Source organism: Nonomuraea sp. NPDC005730 (assembly GCF_040630865.1).
Taxonomy (GTDB): Bacteria; Actinomycetota; Actinomycetes; order Streptosporangiales; family Streptosporangiaceae; genus Nonomuraea.
In genome coordinates this window covers 207,056-222,129 of the sequence record NZ_JBEXYK010000002.1, presented here as the reverse complement: position 1 = coordinate 222,129, position 15,074 = coordinate 207,056, and the positions used below count along the sequence as shown (strand labels likewise).

The following is a 15,074-nucleotide window of genomic DNA, read 5'->3' as shown; positions in this document are numbered from 1 at the left end:
TAACCATGATGCGAGCAGTCGGCACGATCGCTCTGTCCGGAGCCCTCGTGCTGGGTGCGTCGTCGCCCTCCCTGGCGGCGCCCCCCACCCCCAAGGTCGTCCTCAAGGTCACCATGGCGGTGAAGAACGGCCCCACCAAGGGCGCCTGGCTCAACTGCAGCCCCGACGGCGGCACCCACCCCTCCGCCCACGCCGCCTGCGCGCTCCTGCGCAAGGTGAAGGGCGACCCGGCCAAGATCAACGTCTCGCCGAAGGCGGCCGCGGCCTGCGGCAAGGAGCTGGAGCCGCGCGCCGTCATGATCCTCGGCAAGTGGTACGACAAGACCGTCAAGTGGGGCAAGGTCTACACCAACGCCTGCACGATGAAGGCGGGCCTCGGAACGCTCCTGGCGATCTGAGCGGGCGAGGGGGGCGGGCCACCGGCCCGCCCCCCTCGCGCGTCACCGGCCGGGCACGGCCCCCCGCCTGCTGTGACGGTAGCCGTAGGCGAAGTAGACGACCACGCCGATGACCATCCAGACGACGAACCTGAGCCAGGTCTCCAGCGGCAGGTTGAGCATCAGGTAGAGGCAGGCCAGCACCGACAGGATCGGCAGCAGCGGCACCATCGGCACCCGGAAGGCCCGCTCCAGGTCGGGCCGGGTGCGCCGGAGCACGATCACGCCGACGGAGACCACCATGAACGCGAACAGCGTGCCGATGTTCACCAGCTCGGCCAGCTCCCCGAACGACACGAACCCGGCCAGCACCATGGTCACCAGGCCGACGAGGATGGTGAGCCGGGCGGGCGTGCCGAAGGTGGGGTGGACGACGGCCAGCCGACGCGGCAGCAGGCCGTCGCGGCACATGGCGAACAACACCCGGGTCTGCCCGAGCAGCAGCACCAGCACCACGGTCGTCAGGCCGGCGATGGCGCCCACGCTGATGATGGCGGCCAGCCAGGGATGGCCGACGGCGGTGAACGCGTCCGACAGCGGCGCGCTCGTGCTCAGCTGCTTGTACGGCTGCATGCCGACCACGACCAGCGAGACCGCGACGTAGAGGATCGTGCAGACGGCCAGCGAGCCGATGATGCCGCGCGGCACGTCGCGCTGCGGGCGCACGGTCTCCTCTGCGGCGGTGGCCACGATGTCGAAGCCGATGAAGGCGAAGAACACGATCGCCGCGGCCGAGAAGATGCCGATCACGCCGAACGCGACGGGCGTGACCCCGAACAGCACCTGGATCAGCGGCGCTTTCAGCCCCTCGACCCGCGGCGAGGCCACCGGCTCGGGGATGAAGGGCGTGTAGTTGGCGGCCTTGACGAAGAACAGCCCGGCCACGATGACCAGCAGCACCACCGTGATCTTGGTGATCACCAGGATCAGGTTGACCCGCGAGGAGATCTTGATGCCAACCACCAGGATCGCGGTGAGGATCAGCACGATGGCCACCGCGGGCACGTTGACCACGGGATCGTCGCCCGCGATGGACGCCGGCAGGTGGACGCCGACGGAGTCCAGCATCGAGGCGAAGTAGCCCGACCAGCCGACCGACACCACGGCCGCGGCCAGCGCCAGCTCCAGGATCAGGTCCCAGCCGATCACCCAGGCGGGGAACTCGCCGAGGGTGGCGAAGGAGAAGGTGTAGGCGGACCCGGCCACGGGGATCGTCGAGGCGAACTCGGCGTAGCACAGCGCCGCCAGGCCGCACACCACGGCCGCCACGACGAACGAGACCGCGACCGCCGGCCCCGCCACCTCCTTGGCCACCTGGCCGGTGAGCACGAAGATCCCGGTGCCGACGATCACGCCGATGCCGAAGACCATCAGGTCCATGGCGCTCAGCCGTTTGCGGAGCTGGTGCTCGGGAGTTTCGGTGTCGCGGATCGACTGTTCGACGCTCTTCGTGCGAAAGATGTCCACGATCAGCGATCCTTCCCAGACCCTCAGTGATCATGCGCTCGCGCCGGGCACGCCGGTGAAGCGCCTCGTCGGGGGTAGCGGACCCGCATCATGGTGGACGACCTGCTGGACACGCTGGCCGGTCAGGACGTGGCGGTGGTGCTGTCGCTCGTCCTGGTCTTCCTGACCCTGGACGCCTCGGTGGGGATCGGCCTGATCACGCCGGGCGACGGCCTGCTGCTCGTCGCGGGCGCCACGTCGGGCAGCGTGCCCGAGACGCTGGCCCTGATCGGCACCGGCGTGCTGGCCTGCCTCCTGGGCGCGACGGGCGGCCACCGCCTGGGCCGCCGGTACGGCCCCCGCCTGCGTCGCAGCAGGCTCGGCCGGCGCGTCGGCGAGGAGCGCTGGACCCGGGCGGAGCAGATCCTGCGGCGCAGCGGCTGGGCGCTGGCCCTGGCCTACTTCCTGCCGGTGGTGCACGCGCTGACGCCGGCCGTGGCGGGCGCGGTGGGCATGCCCTACCGCCGGTTCATGCCGTGGGCCCTGCTGGGCAGTACGGCGTGGGTGAGCACGTACATCGTGCTGGGGGCGGTGGCCGGGCAGATGGCGCGGCAGGCGGGCCTGCTGCTGCCGGCGGCGGCCGCGGCGGTGGTCGTCATGCTGGCGATCACCGCCGTGGTCCGCCGGGTGCTCAACGGCGGACCGGCTGCTCCACGCGGGAGGTCCGCTTCGCGACGGCCTCGGTGATCTGGCGCGCGAGGTCTTGCCCGGTCAGGCCGATGCGGCCGAGGATCACGGCCCGCTTGGCGTGGTCGAGGAACTCCTGCGGGATGCCGAAGGTGCGCACCGGGACGTCGACGTCGGCGTCGCGGAGCAGGCGGGCCACGGCGTCGCCCACGCCGCCCACGCGGCCGTTGTCCTCGACCACGGCGACCAGCTTGTGGGCGCCGGCGGCCAGCGTCAGCGCCTCGTCGAGCGGCTTGACCCAGCGCGGGTCGACCACAGTGGCCGAGATGCCCTGCGCGTCGAGCAGGACGGCCGCCTCCATGCACACGTGCGCCATCGGGCCGACGCCCACCAGCAGCACGTCCGGCTCGCCCTCGGCGGCCCGCAGCAGGTCCATCTCGCCCAGGCGGCCCACGGACTCCAGCGGCTCGGCCACCGGGCCCTTGGGGAAGCGCAGCACGGTCGGCCCGTCGGAGACCTCCACGGCCTCGCGCAGCAGCTCGGTGACGCGGTCGCCGTCGCGCGGCACCGCGATCCGCAGGCCGGGCACGACCTGGAGGATCGACAGGTCCCACATGCCGTTGTGGCTGGCGCCGTCGTCGCCGGTGACGCCGGCCCGGTCGAGGACGACGGTGACCGGCAGCCGGTGCAGGGCGACGTCCATCAGGAGCTGGTCGAAGGCCCGGTTGAGGAAGGTGGCGTAGACGGCCACGACCGGGTGCAGGCCGCCGAGCGCGAGACCGGCCGCGCTGGTCAGCGCGTGCTGCTCGGCGATGCCGACGTCGTAGATGCGGTCGGGGAAGGCGTCGGCGAAGGCGTTGAGGCCGGTGGGGTGGAGCATGGCCGCGGTGATGGCGACCAGGTCCTCGCGCTCCTTGCCGAGCCTGACCAGCTCCTCGCTGAAGACGTTGGTCCAGATGCGCGGCTTGGGCTTCTCGGCGCCGGTGGCGCGGTCGAAGGCGCCGGGCGAGTGGAACTGGTCTTCGTCGTGGTTCTCGGCGGGGGTGTAGCCGCGGCCCTTCTGGGTGAGGGCGTGCACGATGACCGGGCCGCGGAAGGCGCGGGCCTTGCGCAGCGCAGCCTCCATGGCCTGCTCGTCGTGGCCGTCGATGGGGCCGACGTACTTCAGGCCGAGGTCTTCGAACATGACCTGCGGGGCCAGGACGTCCTTGACGCCCTTCTTGAAGCCGTGGAGGGCGTCGTAGAGGACCGGAACGTTCCCGAGCTTGTCCTTGACGTATTCGAGCATGTCCTCGTAGCGGCGGTTGACGCGCAGCGAGGACAGGTGGGAGGCCAGGCCGCCGATGGTCGGGGAGTAGGAGCGGCCGTTGTCGTTGACCACGATCACGACGGGCAGGTCTTTGATCGCGGCGATGTTGTTGAGCGCCTCCCAGGCCATGCCGCCGGTGAGCGCGCCGTCGCCGATCACCGCGACGACCGTGCGCTCGCGCTCGCCGCGCAGCTTGAACGCCTTGGCCAGGCCGTCGGCGTAGGACAGCGCGGTGGAGGCGTGGGAGTTCTCGACGAAGTCGTGCTCGGACTCGGTCTGGCTCGGGTAGCCGGACAGGCCGCCCTCCTGCTTGAGCGCCTCGAAGCCGGCCGCGCGGCCGGTGAGCAGCTTGTGCACGTACGCCTGGTGGCCGGTGTCCCAGATCACCGGGTCGCGCGGGGAGTCGAAGACGCGGTGGACGGCGATGGTGAGCTCGACCACGCCCAGGTTCGGCCCGAGGTGGCCGCCGAACCTGGCGCAGGCGTCGACGAGCAGGTCACGGATCTCCCCCGCGAGCCGCGGCAGCTCATCGACAGCGAGCCGTTTGACGTCGTGCGGTCCCTCTATCGAGCCCAGCAACCCGCTCACGGATGCGACTCCCCTCTGCCTCGTTCGCCGTCTGCTTCTTTCGACGACGCAGAAGAGTCTAGTTCGCCGACGTCTCACTGACTCCATCGAGTCAAATCCACCCACATATGTCCGATCTTGACCTAGTCTTTCCGGACATATGAACTCCCTCCCTAAAGGCAGGATCGCGGCTCTGGTCGCCGCGGCTCTCGCCCTCGCCATGGCCGCCGCCTCCCTCGTGCTCGTGCTGTCCGACGTCGCCACGACCTCGGCCGAGCGTGCGCCGGTCAGCCAAGCCCAGAAACTCGCCTCGCCGCCCGCCGCGGCCCGGGCCGGCGCCGCCGCGCCCGGCGGTCAGGCGCAGGCCACGGCCAACGCCCTCTACCGGACCGGCAGGCTCGCCGACGCGAACTGCGCGCCGGGCGCACTGCCCGCGGGCAGCATGATCGCCTACCGCCGCTTCCTCACGCGGGTGACGAACTGCCTGAACAAGGCGTGGGCCACGCAGTTCCGCAAGGCCCGCATGCCGTTCAGCAAGCCGCGGCTGCGGATCATCACCAAGAAGGTCAGGACGCCCTGCGGCGCCTGGAACACCGGCGCCGACGGCGTCTACTGCTCCACCGACCGCACGATGTACCTGTTGATCGGCCGCGACCAGCTCCGCAACCCGTTCCCGCTGGGCATCAGCCGCCTGATCGCCCACGAGTACGGCCACCACATCCAGCAGGCCTCCGGCATCTGGAACTACTACTGGACGGCCAGGTCCACCGCGGGCAAGGCCGGGCGCCTCCAGCTCTCGCGCAGGTCCGAACTCCAGGCCGAGTGCTTCTCCGCCGTCTTCATGAGCACGATGAAGGGCACCGGACTGGTGAACCAGTCCGACTGGGACTACACGGTCCAGTGGTTCTACAAGAACGGCGCCAAGGGCTGGCCGCAGAACGACCACGGCAAGGGCCCGACGCAGGCGGCCTGGATGACCAGGGGCTTCAACCGGGGCGCGCCGGGCGCCTGCAACACGTGGGCGGCGGCTGCACGAAACGTCCAGTGACGTCGGGCATTTCCGCTTTACCTGGATCTCTCTCTTTTGTAGTGTGCCTTCCCATGCGTACCCCCCGATTGGCGATCATTGCCGGCGCCCTGGCGAGCGTTTTCGTCGCCGGTACGGCCCACGCGGCCGTGGCCGCCCCGGCGAGCAAGCCGGTCCTGACGAAGAACCCGATCTACAAGACAGGCCGGCTCGCGCACAGGACGTGCGAGGAGCCGCCGGTCCAGTCCGGGACCGAGGACGAGGCGCGGGTCTACTTCGAGGCGGTGCTCGAATGCCTCGACAAGGCCTGGGGCCCCAAGCTCAAGCAGGCGGGCTTCGCCTCCAGCAAGCCGAAGTTCCGGGTGATCACCAAGCTGGGCGCCCCCACGGGCTGCGGCGGCTTCCCGGGGGGCGCGCAGGCGCTGTACTGCCCGGTCAACAAGACGATGACCCTCCTGCTCAGCCCGAACGTCGTGGAGGAGCCTTCCGACCCGGTGCTGATGCTGGTGGTGGCGCACGAGTACGGCCACCACGTCCAGAAGCTCACCGGCATGCTCCGGCACAACAAGCGCGGCGAGTACGTGCTGGACAACCCGCGGAACCTGGAGCCGGTGCGCCGTACCGAGCTGCAGGCCGAGTGCTACGCCGGGGCCTTCATGGGCAGCGTCTGGGACTCGCTGGGCCGTAGCCAGAAGGAGTTCGACTCCCTGCTCAAGGGCACGCACGACCTGGCCGACCTGAGCGCGCTCGGCGTGAAGACGCGCTCCTCGGCCGACCTGTCCCACGGCTCGGACGCCAACGTCGCGTGGTGGCTCAAGCGCGGCTTCACCGGCAAGTCGGCGGGCTCCTGCAACACCTGGGCCGCCCCCAAGGCCAAGGTCGGCTAAGCCAAACTCGTACAAACTCCTCTAAGATCCGCGATCGTGCGCATTCCCCTCATGGCGCTCGCCATGTGCATGATCGCGGTTCTGCTGTCGCCGGCTCCGTCGGCCGCGGCGGGCCGCCCGGCGCGAGGGGGTCTGTCGGCCGCGCCGGTCGTCTCGCGGGAGCGCCTGGCGTGCGCCGTCCCCGCCATCAGGACGGGCAGCGCCGCCTCGCTCAAGTCGTTCCACCGGGCCATGGCCAGGTGCGCCGACCGTTTCTGGGCCGGCCGGTTCGCGGCCGCGGGCCTGACCTACACCCCGCCCAAGGTGACCGTCACCACCGGCGGCGACTCCGTCTGCGGCCGGATCACCGCCAACGGCGCACAGTACTGCCCGGTGCAGCGCACGATCGTCATCCGCATCATGAAGCACGACCTGGACGACCCGTTCAGGATGAACATCGCGCACTCCGTCGCGCACGAGTGGGGACACCACGTCCAGGAGCTCACCGGCGTGCTGGACGCGCAGAACGCCCTGTACCAGCCCGCCTCCACGGGAGCCCGCACCCTGCTCAGCCACCGGCTGGAGATGCAGGCCGAGTGCTTCGCCGGCGTCTTCTACAGCGCCGCGCTCACCTCGATCAAACCCGACGTCACCTGGCGCGACTGGCTGGACGCCGTCCGCAGGGCGGACTACAGCAAGATCCACGGACGCCCGCGCAACCTGGCCTACTGGCAGAACCGCGGCCACCGCGACGGCTCCGCCGCCGCCTGCGACACCTGGACGGCCCCCAAGGCCCGGGTGCGCTAGGAGCTGACCCTGGCCAGCACTTCCAGCGGGTCGGCCAGCACGTGGGCGAAGGCCAGCTCGGCCGCCCCGACGAGGGTCACGTGGTCGCCGAGCGCCGAGGTGCGCAGCCGTACGTGCTCGCGCTGGGGCGCCATGGCGTGCAGCGCCAGCCGGGTGCGGACCTGCGCCGCCGAGCCGAGGTAGACCTCCCGCAGCATGCCCCCGAAGATCACCATCTCCGGGTTGAAGATGTTGACCAGGTTCGCCACGCCGAGCCCGAGCCAGTCGCCGACCCGGCTCAGGGCCTCCTGCGCGACGATGTCGCCCCGGTCGGCCGCGTCGACCACGGCCCGCACCGCGTCGCGGCCGTGCTGGCCGGGCCCGAACCGGCCGGCCAGCTCCAGCAGCGCCCGCTCCCCCACCTCGGCCTCCAGGCAGCCGTGCGAGCCACAGGAGCACTCGCGCCCGCCGGGGTTGACGACCATGTGGCCGACCTCACCGCCGTAGCCGTCGAAGCCGCCGAGCAGGTGGCCGCCGGTGATGATGCCGCCGCCGATGCCCACGTCGCCGTGCAGGCAGATGAGGTCGCGCACGCCCACGCCGAGGCCGCGGCTGTGCTCGGCCAGGGCCGCCAGGTTGGCGTCGTTGCCCACGCTGACCGGCAGCCCGAGGCCCAGCCGGCGGCCGAGCTCCTCACCGAACGGCACGTCGTGGGCCATCAGGTTGGGCCCGAACGTCACCACGCCGTCGCCCTTGCGCACCCCGCCGGACACGGCGGCGGCGGCGCCGACGCACACGGTGTCGTCGCGCGTCTTGCGCCGCATCTGCCTGGCGAACCCCGACAGCACCCCGGCCAGCTCGTCGAGGGCGAATTTGCCCCGGTCGCGGGTGGTCTCCCTGCGGTCGAGGATGACGCCGCCCAGCCCCACCCGCGCCGCCACGAGCCGGTCGGGGCCCACGTCGAACGCGAACACGTAGACGCGCGCCGACTCCGGGCGCACCACCAGCGAGGGCCGGCCGGCCCGGCCGGTCTCGCGCGGCAGCTCCTCCCGCACCAGCCCGGCGGCGGTCAGGTCGGACGTCAGCGCCATGATGGTGCTGCGGTTGAGCCCCATCTTCGAGGTCAGCTCGGCGCGCGAGATCGGCCCGCCCAGATGGACATGGCGAAGCAGCGCGCCGAGATTGTGGCGCCTGATGTCCTCCTGGGACGGTCCGGCACGCATCGTCTGGGGTTCCTTCAGGGGCTGCGGGTCGCTGATCACCTTAGACCAGCAGCAGCCGCCCGCTTGCGCGCCAGGGCGTCGACGCCCGCGGCGAGCAGCAGCACGCACCCGGTGACCAGGTACTTCACGCTCGCACCGTAGCCCATCAGGCCCATGCCGTTCTCGATCACGGCCACCACGGCGCCGCCGAGCACCGCGTCGAGCACCCGCCCCTTGCCGCCGAACAGGCTGGTGCCGCCGATGACGGCCGCGCCGACCGCGTACAGCAGGACCGAGCTGCCGCCCGTGTTCGGGTCGACCGAGCTGGCCCGGGAGGCGGCCACGATCCCGCCGACCGCCGCCATCGCGGAGCAGATCACGAACGCCGCGATCTTGATGCGGTCGACCGGGATGCCCGCCCGGCGCGCGGCCTCGGTGTTGCCGCCGACCGCGTACAGGTGCCGGCCGAACGCGGTGCGCCGTAGCACCAGCGTCCACACGACCAGCAGCACGACGATCACCGGCACCACGATCGGCACGCCGGTGAGCGAGACCAGCGCGGGGTTGCGGCTGCGCTCCAGGTTGAGCACGTAGACCGCGAGCCCGCCGAGCAGCGCCAGGGCGCCCACACGGGCCGCGATCAGCGACAGCGGGTCGGCGACCAGGCCGCGCGCGGACCGGTTCCTGGCCCGCAGGAGCTGCACGGCCGCGAAGGCGACCACGCACACCGCGTACAGGATCCAGCCGAGCAGCGGCGGCAGGTTCTTGTTGGCGACGGCGACGATCACGCTGTCCCGGACCGAGATGTTCGTGCCCTCGTTGACCAGCACGAGGACCAGGCCCTGGAAGGCCAGGAAGGCGGCCAGCGTGACCACGAACGACGATATGCCGACCTTGGCCACCAGCGTGCCGAGCACGACGCCGATCAGCACGCCGGTGGCGATGGCGGCCGGCACGCAGACGTACCAGGGCAGGCCGAAGGTCGCCAGCGTGACGGCGAGCACCGCCGCGCAGACACCGCTGGCGAAGCCGGCCGACAGGTCGATCTCGCCCAGCAGCAGGACGAAGACCAGGCCCATGGCGATGAGCGTGACGTTCGCGCCCTGGGTGAACAGGTTGGCGAAGTTGATCGAGGTGACGAAGGCGGGCCGGGCCAGGGCGAAGACCGTGCAGAGCACGATCAGGCCGAGCACGGCGGGCAGCGCGCCCATGTCGCCGCCCCGGACGCGCTCCCAGTACGCCCGCACGCTGTGCGCGATCGACGGGGACTGCGCGGCGACGACGATGGCCTCGCCCGGGAGTTCCTTGACCTTGCTCATGAGGTGACCCCGTTCTTGAGGCCGAGTTCGCCGCTGCGACCCGAGGTGATCAGTTCGACGACCTGGGCGTGCGTCAGGTCGGCGGTCTTGACCTGCGCGGCCATCCTGCCGAGGTAGAGCGCCGCGATCCGGTCGGAGACGGCGAACACGTCGTTCATGTTGTGCGAGATGAGGACGACCGCGAGGCCCGTGTCGGCCAGCCTGCGCACGAGTTCGAGCACCTGCGCCGTCTGGGCCACGCCGAGGGCCGCGGTGGGCTCGTCGAGGATGACGACCTTGCTGTTCCACAACACGGCCTTGGCGATCGCGACGGTCTGCCGCTGGCCGCCGGACAGGCTGGAGACCTGCTGCCTGATGGACTTCACCGTGCGGACGGACAGGCTGCTGAGCGTCTTCTCGGCCAGTTCCTCCATGCTGTCCTCGTCGAGCAGGAAGCCGTTCTTGCGTTCCCGGCCGAGGAACATGTTCTGGACGATGTCGAGGTTGTCGCAGAGCGCCAGGTCCTGGTAGACGATCTCGATGCCGAGCTCGCCCGCGTCCCGGGGGGTGTGGACGGTGACCTGGCGGCCGTCGAAGAGGATCTGGCCCGAATCGATGGGGTAGATGCCGCCGATGCACTTGACCAGCGTCGACTTGCCGGCGCCGTTGTCGCCGACGAGCGCCGTGACCTCGCCGGGGTAGGCGGAGAACTCGACCTCGTGCAGCACCTTCACCGGACCGAAACTCTTGTCGATCCCGCGCACTTCGAGGAGGGGGGTCATGGGGCTCCCTAAAGAGGGGCGCGGCCTCGCGCCGGTGGCACCCGGCCGCGCCCGTCCATGCTATTGAATTCCGGCCTCAGTGCACTTCTTGGCGAAGTCGGCGGTGCAGAGCTCCTCCTTGGTGACGTAACCGTCGGCCACGACGTCCTTGACGTTGTCGAAGGTGATGGCCTGCGGCTCCAGCAGCTCGGAGGGCACGTCCTGGCTGGTCTCGGGGTCCTTGACGCTGGCGCTCGCCGCGGGCTTCTCGCCCTTGGCCAGCGCGACGGCGAGCTTGGCCCCGGCGTCGGCCTCCTTCTTGACCGCCTTGTAGACCGTCATGCACTGGTCGCCCGCCAGGATGTTCTGCAGGCCCTGGACGGTGGCGTCCTGACCGGTGACCGGCACCTTGCCGTTGAGGTTCTGCTTCTTCAGCACGGTGATGGCGGCGTTGCCGAGGCCGTCGTTGGCGGCCAGCACGCCGGCGATCTTGGGCTGCTGGGTGAGCATCTGCTCGAAGATCGTCCCGGCCTGGGTGTTGTCCCAGTCGGGCACGGCCTGGTCGGGGCCCTTGACGTACTCGCCGGCGTCGAACTTGGGCTTGAGCACGCCGTCGTAGCCGTTCTTGAACAGGGTCGCGTTGTTGTCGGTCGGCGAGCCGTTCAGGTAGGCGACGATGGGCTTGTCGGCCTTCTTGTCGGCCAGGCACTTGCTCAGGCCCTCGCCCTGGAGCGTGCCGACCTTGGTGTTGTCGAAGCTGACGTAGTAGGCGGCGCCGCCGCCCAGGGTCAGGCGGTCGTAGTCGATGGTGGCCACGCCCTGCGACTTGGCCTTCTCGATGACGGCCTTGCCGCTGCCGCTGTCCAGGTTGACGATCATCAGGACGGTGGCCCCGTTGGTGATCATCTGGTCGGCGATGGTCTGGAACGCCGTCTTGTCGTTCTGGGCGTTCTGGATGTCGTACTGGACGCCGGCGGCCTTGAACGCCTCTTCCAGGTACTTGCGGTCCGCCGTCTCCCAGCGCGCCGACGACTTGCTGTCCGGGAGGATGACGCCGATCTTGCCGGCCTTCGCGGGCTGCGTCGCCGAGGCGGAGGAGGTGGAGGTGGTGCCGGTCTGACCGCTTTCGCCCCCGCAGGCGGTGAGACCGAGGGCGAGCGTCGCCGCCGCGGCGGTCAGGCTGAGGATCCCCTTGCGCATGATGCAGGGTCCTTTCTTCCGGAGGGGCCCGGATGAATGTTGTTTGCGGCAACGTATTCCGCCACGGCCTGCTTTGGAAGACCCTTCTGTCCGGCAGTTTGTTGTTTCCGGTAACAATCCAGAAACGTAGACCCGCGACCGGGGGCTCGGCTTTGCAACTTAAAGCGCCTGTTTAGTTACTGTACGTGAGGCTTGTGAGGATGGAGGGGCCCTCGAAACGAAAGGCACCCCACCCTTCTCCGTCGCCTGGGGCCTGCGCCGTTCCGCGAGCGGCCCCGCACCCGCAGGGGCCGCTCGCTCAGCGGGGTGACGTGTACGGGGCCGGCGCCCCGAAGTCGACGTCCGCGTCCGGCCACCGGCGCCGCAGGGCCGCGGCGACCTGGCGGCACCACCCGGCCGGCCGGGGCAGCGCCCTTTCGGCGGGCGACCCGCCACGGCTCACAACCTGGTCCACTCCACCACGTTGATCACCATGCGGGCGTACAGACGCCCCGGGAATCGCCCCGCCGCTAGACTGCCCGACCATGACCGATCTCGACGAGCAGGGACGCCCGGAACCGCCCCTCATGGGCGACGAGGCCGAGACCCTCCTGGGCTTCCTCGACTTCCTGCGGGCCACCCTGGAGTGGAAGTGCTCCGGCCTCGACGCGGCGGGCCTCGACGCCACCACCGCCGCGTCCTCGCTGACGCTCGGCGGCATGCTCAAGCACCTGGCCTACGTCGAGGACCACTGGTTCTCCCGCATGCTGCACGGACGCGACCCGCACGCCCCGTGGGACACCGTCGACTGGACGGCCGACCCCGACTGGGACTGGCACTCCGCCGCCCACGACTCCCCCGACGAGCTGCGCGCGCTCTGGCGGGATTCGGTGGCCCGCTCGCGTGCCCTGACCGCCGAGGCGCTGGCCGCCGGCGGGCTCGACCAGCCCGCCCAGCGTTCCTGGCCGGACGGCCGCCGCCCCCACCTGCGCTGGATCCTCGTTCACATGATCGAGGAGTACGCCCGGCACAACGGCCACGCCGACCTCATCCGCGAGTCCGTCGACGGCCAGACCGGCGAGTAGCCCGGCGTCAGGCGAGCACGCTCTGCGCGATCAGGGCCAGCGCCGACGCGGTGGCCACGACCAGGACGGCCGCCCGCACCTTGCCGCCGTCCAGGTAGCGCCGCAGCGGCCGCGACGCCAGGAATCCCAGGATCATCGGCACGATCAGGATCGCGCCCGTGGCCAGCGCGCGGGCGGGCAGGTGGCCGACGAACGCCAGGATGGCGATCGACTGCGCGGCGCTCAGGAAGAAGAACATCGCCAGGGTGGCCCGGATCTGCGGCCCCTTGGCACTCTGGTACACCAGCGCCAGGGGCGGGCCGCCGATGCCCGTGGCGGTGCCGGTGATCCCGGACACGAAGCCGGCGCCGGTGATCGTCGCGCCGTTGCGGACGACGCTGACCGTACGCGCGGTGAGCCCCACCGCCAGCAGCACCATCACGCCGACCAGCACGCCGAGCGCCTGGACGGAGACGTACACGACGATGACGGCGCCGACGGCGCCGCCGGGGACCCGGCCCAGCAGCGCGAACCCCAGCCCCCGCCAGTCCACCCGCCGCCACTCGGCGGCCAGCGTGAACAGCGGCAGGGTCATGTTGACCACCTGGATCGCGCCGGGCATCAGGCTGTGGTCGAGCATCGTCAGCACGGGCGCGGCCACCAGCCCCAGCCCGAACCCCACACTCCCCTGCACGACCGCACCCAGAAATACCGCCATACTCCCGACAAGCAGCACCAATCCCGCATCACTCACGCCGAAAGTCAACCACCCTCACTCAGAGTCACCCCCGATGGACAGCCCACCCACCGAACGCATGCACCTCGCGCGGCGACCGGACCGAGCCGAACGAGGGGCCGACCCCGCAGGCGGGTCGGACTGAACGGGGGGGGCAGGTCCCGCAGGCGGGTCGGACTGAACGGGGGGGGCAGGTCCCGCAGGCGGGTCGGACTGAGCGGAGACCGGCGAGTGGAGGCCAGGTGAGCGTGAGCCGAGGCGGGCAGGGGTCAGGCTGACCGCGGGGAGCGGGGCGTTCGCGGCGAAGCCCTATGCTGCTCACCGTGCACTCCCCCGCTCCGCGCGCCCCCGTCACCCCTGTCACCCTCGTCGCCCTCGTCGCCCTGTCGGTGCTGGCGGTCGTCCTCCAAGCCGGGCCCGTGGAGGCCGCTGCGACGCCGAGGCTCGGCCGGTCGGCGTGCCCCGAGACGCCGATCAGCTCAGGCGGGATCCCCAGGAGCCGCGAATACCTCACAGCGGTCGTGAAATGCCTGGACAAGTCGTGGGCCGCCCATTTCAGCCGCACCGGCCGGACGTTCCGCAAGCCCGTCGTCCGCTACTACGACGAGCCGGTGCGTGAGGTGTGCGGGATCGCCTGGCCCGAGTACGCGGCGGCCTTCTACTGCATCGGCCGCGACACCCTCGTCTTTCCCCTGACCGGCGCCTGGATCGAGGGCCGTACCGACCTCTACCCGTTCAAGGTCGCCGCCCACGAGTACGGACACCACGTGCAGAGCCTTCTCGGCATGCGCAAGGGCGCGCAGAGCCGGCGCTACGAGCTCCAGGCCGACTGCCTGGCCGGCGTGTTCCTGGGCAGCGTGTGGCCGTCGCTGAGCCGTACCAGGCAGGACTGGACGGCGCTGCTCGACGCCACCAGGGCCGCCGGCGACGAGGGCGAGGAGCACAGCCACGGCACGGGCGCCAACCGCGTCCACTGGCTGGAGCGCGGCTACCGGGCGGTCTCGCCGGCGGCCTGCGACACCTGGTCGGCCCCCGCCTCGCGGGTCTCCTGACGGTCGAGGCGGCCCTGCATGCCGTCGAGGATGAGCCGCAGCCCGTCCTCGAACGACCGCTCCCCCTGCGGGTCGCCCACCTCCGCCAGCCCGGCCGTCAGCCGCGGGTGGGCCCGCTGGAAGGCGGCCATGTCGGGCATGGCGCCGTCGGCGTCCGGCCGCATCCGGTCGGCCTGCTCCTCCAGCACGAACCCGGCGACGTACACGCTCGTCGCGAACAACCCGCGGACGGCGTCGCCCACCGCGAACCCGGCCGACTCCAGGGCCGCCACCGACCGCTCCACCACCTCGAACAGCACCGGTGACGGCCGGGTGCCGGCCACCAGCCGCGCGCCGTCGCGGTAGGAGTTGAGCATCGCCCGGTCGCGGTGGGCGTGGTCCCTCATCCACTCGCGCCAGGCGGCGGGCTCGGTGAGCGCGGGGCGGGTCATGTGGGCGGCGGTCATCGCCTCGGCCATCGCGTCGAGGAGCTCCTGCTTGTTCTTGAAGTGCCAGTAGAGCGCGGGCGCCTGGACGCCCAGCTCGCCCGCGAGCCGCCGCAGCGTGAGCCCGTCGAGCCCGGTCTCCTGGAGCAGCCGCAGCGCCGCGGCCACGATGGTGCCCTTCTCAAGTGCCACGGTTGACAGCTTAACAACGTTCAATGCATCCTTAACGCTG

Annotated in this window: 15 protein-coding genes; 7 read left to right on the top strand and 8 right to left on the bottom strand. The window is 71.0% G+C overall.

What is annotated here, in order from left to right; genetic code table 11:
• The first annotated feature begins 5 nt into the window (after positions 1-5).
• Positions 6-398, top strand: coding sequence for an SSI family serine proteinase inhibitor (locus ABZ444_RS03675; RefSeq protein ID WP_357965016.1), 393 nt, complete (start codon positions 6-8; stop codon positions 396-398).
• A 42-nt stretch (positions 399-440) separates the two neighbouring features.
• On the opposite strand, the gene ABZ444_RS03670 is transcribed toward ABZ444_RS03675, so the two are convergent.
• Positions 441-1,904, bottom strand: a complete 1,464-nt coding sequence (locus tag ABZ444_RS03670) for an amino acid permease (protein ID WP_357992146.1) — start codon at positions 1,902-1,904, stop codon at positions 441-443.
• Positions 1,905-1,994: 90 nt separating this feature from the next.
• Between ABZ444_RS03670 and ABZ444_RS03665 the strand changes: the two genes are divergently transcribed.
• Complete coding sequence (locus ABZ444_RS03665) at positions 1,995-2,630, top strand: DedA family protein (RefSeq protein ID WP_357992143.1); 636 nt, start codon at positions 1,995-1,997, stop codon at positions 2,628-2,630.
• Here the strand turns inward: ABZ444_RS03665 and dxs are convergent.
• The gene (gene dxs / locus ABZ444_RS03660) at positions 2,575-4,458 is read right to left on the bottom strand and encodes a 1-deoxy-D-xylulose-5-phosphate synthase (protein WP_357965864.1); all 1,884 of its coding nucleotides are present in this window, start codon (positions 4,456-4,458) and stop codon (positions 2,575-2,577) included. The genes ABZ444_RS03665 and dxs overlap by 56 nt on opposite strands.
• Positions 4,459-4,606: 148 nt before the next feature.
• On the opposite strand from dxs, the gene ABZ444_RS03655 reads away from it, so the two are divergent.
• From ABZ444_RS03655 to ABZ444_RS03645, 3 genes are read left to right on the top strand one after another with little or no spacing between them, the layout of a single operon-like run.
• Entirely contained in the window at positions 4,607-5,494 is an 888-nt protein-coding gene (locus ABZ444_RS03655; RefSeq protein ID WP_357992140.1) for a neutral zinc metallopeptidase, read from the top strand.
• Positions 5,495-5,547: 53 nt separating this feature from the next.
• The gene (locus ABZ444_RS03650; RefSeq protein WP_357992137.1) at positions 5,548-6,360 is read left to right on the top strand and encodes a neutral zinc metallopeptidase; all 813 of its coding nucleotides are present in this window, start codon (positions 5,548-5,550) and stop codon (positions 6,358-6,360) included.
• A gap of 36 nt (positions 6,361-6,396) precedes the next feature.
• Positions 6,397-7,146: a neutral zinc metallopeptidase gene (locus ABZ444_RS03645; RefSeq protein ID WP_357992135.1), complete on the top strand. Its 750-nt coding sequence runs from the start codon at positions 6,397-6,399 to the stop codon at positions 7,144-7,146.
• Here the strand turns inward: ABZ444_RS03645 and ABZ444_RS03640 are convergent.
• The 4 genes from ABZ444_RS03640 to ABZ444_RS03625 are packed head-to-tail and all read right to left on the bottom strand — an operon-like array spanning position 7,143 to position 11,586.
• Entirely contained in the window at positions 7,143-8,348 is a 1,206-nt protein-coding gene (locus ABZ444_RS03640; RefSeq protein ID WP_352365559.1) for an ROK family transcriptional regulator, read from the bottom strand. The genes ABZ444_RS03645 and ABZ444_RS03640 overlap by 4 nt on opposite strands.
• Positions 8,349-8,383: 35 nt before the next feature.
• Positions 8,384-9,646 (bottom strand): ABC transporter permease, encoded by a 1,263-nt coding sequence (locus tag ABZ444_RS03635; protein ID WP_357992131.1) that lies wholly within the window; start codon positions 9,644-9,646, stop codon positions 8,384-8,386.
• Complete coding sequence (locus ABZ444_RS03630) at positions 9,643-10,407, bottom strand: ATP-binding cassette domain-containing protein (protein ID WP_357992129.1); 765 nt, start codon at positions 10,405-10,407, stop codon at positions 9,643-9,645. The genes ABZ444_RS03635 and ABZ444_RS03630 overlap by 4 nt, the downstream gene beginning before the upstream one ends.
• Positions 10,408-10,467: 60 nt before the next feature.
• Positions 10,468-11,586 (bottom strand): substrate-binding domain-containing protein, encoded by a 1,119-nt coding sequence (locus tag ABZ444_RS03625; protein WP_357965037.1) that lies wholly within the window; start codon positions 11,584-11,586, stop codon positions 10,468-10,470.
• A 524-nt stretch (positions 11,587-12,110) separates the two neighbouring features.
• Between ABZ444_RS03625 and ABZ444_RS03620 the strand changes: the two genes are divergently transcribed.
• Entirely contained in the window at positions 12,111-12,650 is a 540-nt protein-coding gene (locus ABZ444_RS03620) for a DinB family protein (RefSeq protein ID WP_357992126.1), read from the top strand.
• 7 nt (positions 12,651-12,657) lie between these two features.
• Here ABZ444_RS03620 and ABZ444_RS03615 read toward each other — a convergent pair whose 3' ends face one another.
• Positions 12,658-13,347 (bottom strand): sulfite exporter TauE/SafE family protein, encoded by a 690-nt coding sequence (locus ABZ444_RS03615; RefSeq protein WP_357992123.1) that lies wholly within the window; start codon positions 13,345-13,347, stop codon positions 12,658-12,660.
• 341 nt (positions 13,348-13,688) lie between these two features.
• On the opposite strand from ABZ444_RS03615, the gene ABZ444_RS03610 reads away from it, so the two are divergent.
• Positions 13,689-14,417, top strand: a complete 729-nt coding sequence (locus ABZ444_RS03610; RefSeq protein WP_357992120.1) for a neutral zinc metallopeptidase — start codon at positions 13,689-13,691, stop codon at positions 14,415-14,417.
• On the opposite strand, the gene ABZ444_RS03605 is transcribed toward ABZ444_RS03610, so the two are convergent.
• A complete protein-coding gene (locus ABZ444_RS03605; protein WP_357992117.1) occupies positions 14,354-15,034 on the bottom strand; it encodes a TetR/AcrR family transcriptional regulator C-terminal domain-containing protein in 681 nt (226 codons plus the stop codon). The genes ABZ444_RS03610 and ABZ444_RS03605 overlap by 64 nt on opposite strands.
• Between the last annotated feature and the right edge of the window lie 40 nt (positions 15,035-15,074).

Bases quoted from the DNA above. Each gene is read 5' to 3' on its own strand.
- ABZ444_RS03675 (WP_357965016.1), top strand. From the start codon at position 6: ATGATGCGAGCAGTCGGCACGATCGCTCTGTCCGGAGCCCTCGTGCTG.
- ABZ444_RS03665 (WP_357992143.1), top strand. From the start codon at position 1,995: ATGGTGGACGACCTGCTGGACACGCTGGCCGGTCAGGACGTGGCGGTG.
- ABZ444_RS03655 (WP_357992140.1), top strand. From the start codon at position 4,607: ATGAACTCCCTCCCTAAAGGCAGGATCGCGGCTCTGGTCGCCGCGGCT.
- ABZ444_RS03650 (WP_357992137.1), top strand. From the start codon at position 5,548: ATGCGTACCCCCCGATTGGCGATCATTGCCGGCGCCCTGGCGAGCGTT.
- ABZ444_RS03640 (WP_352365559.1), bottom strand. From the start codon at position 8,348: ATGCGTGCCGGACCGTCCCAGGAGGACATCAGGCGCCACAATCTCGGC.
- ABZ444_RS03635 (WP_357992131.1), bottom strand. From the start codon at position 9,646: ATGAGCAAGGTCAAGGAACTCCCGGGCGAGGCCATCGTCGTCGCCGCG.
- ABZ444_RS03630 (WP_357992129.1), bottom strand. From the start codon at position 10,407: ATGACCCCCCTCCTCGAAGTGCGCGGGATCGACAAGAGTTTCGGTCCG.
- ABZ444_RS03625 (WP_357965037.1), bottom strand. From the start codon at position 11,586: ATGCGCAAGGGGATCCTCAGCCTGACCGCCGCGGCGGCGACGCTCGCC.
- ABZ444_RS03620 (WP_357992126.1), top strand. From the start codon at position 12,111: ATGACCGATCTCGACGAGCAGGGACGCCCGGAACCGCCCCTCATGGGC.
- ABZ444_RS03615 (WP_357992123.1), bottom strand. From the start codon at position 13,347: ATGGCGGTATTTCTGGGTGCGGTCGTGCAGGGGAGTGTGGGGTTCGGG.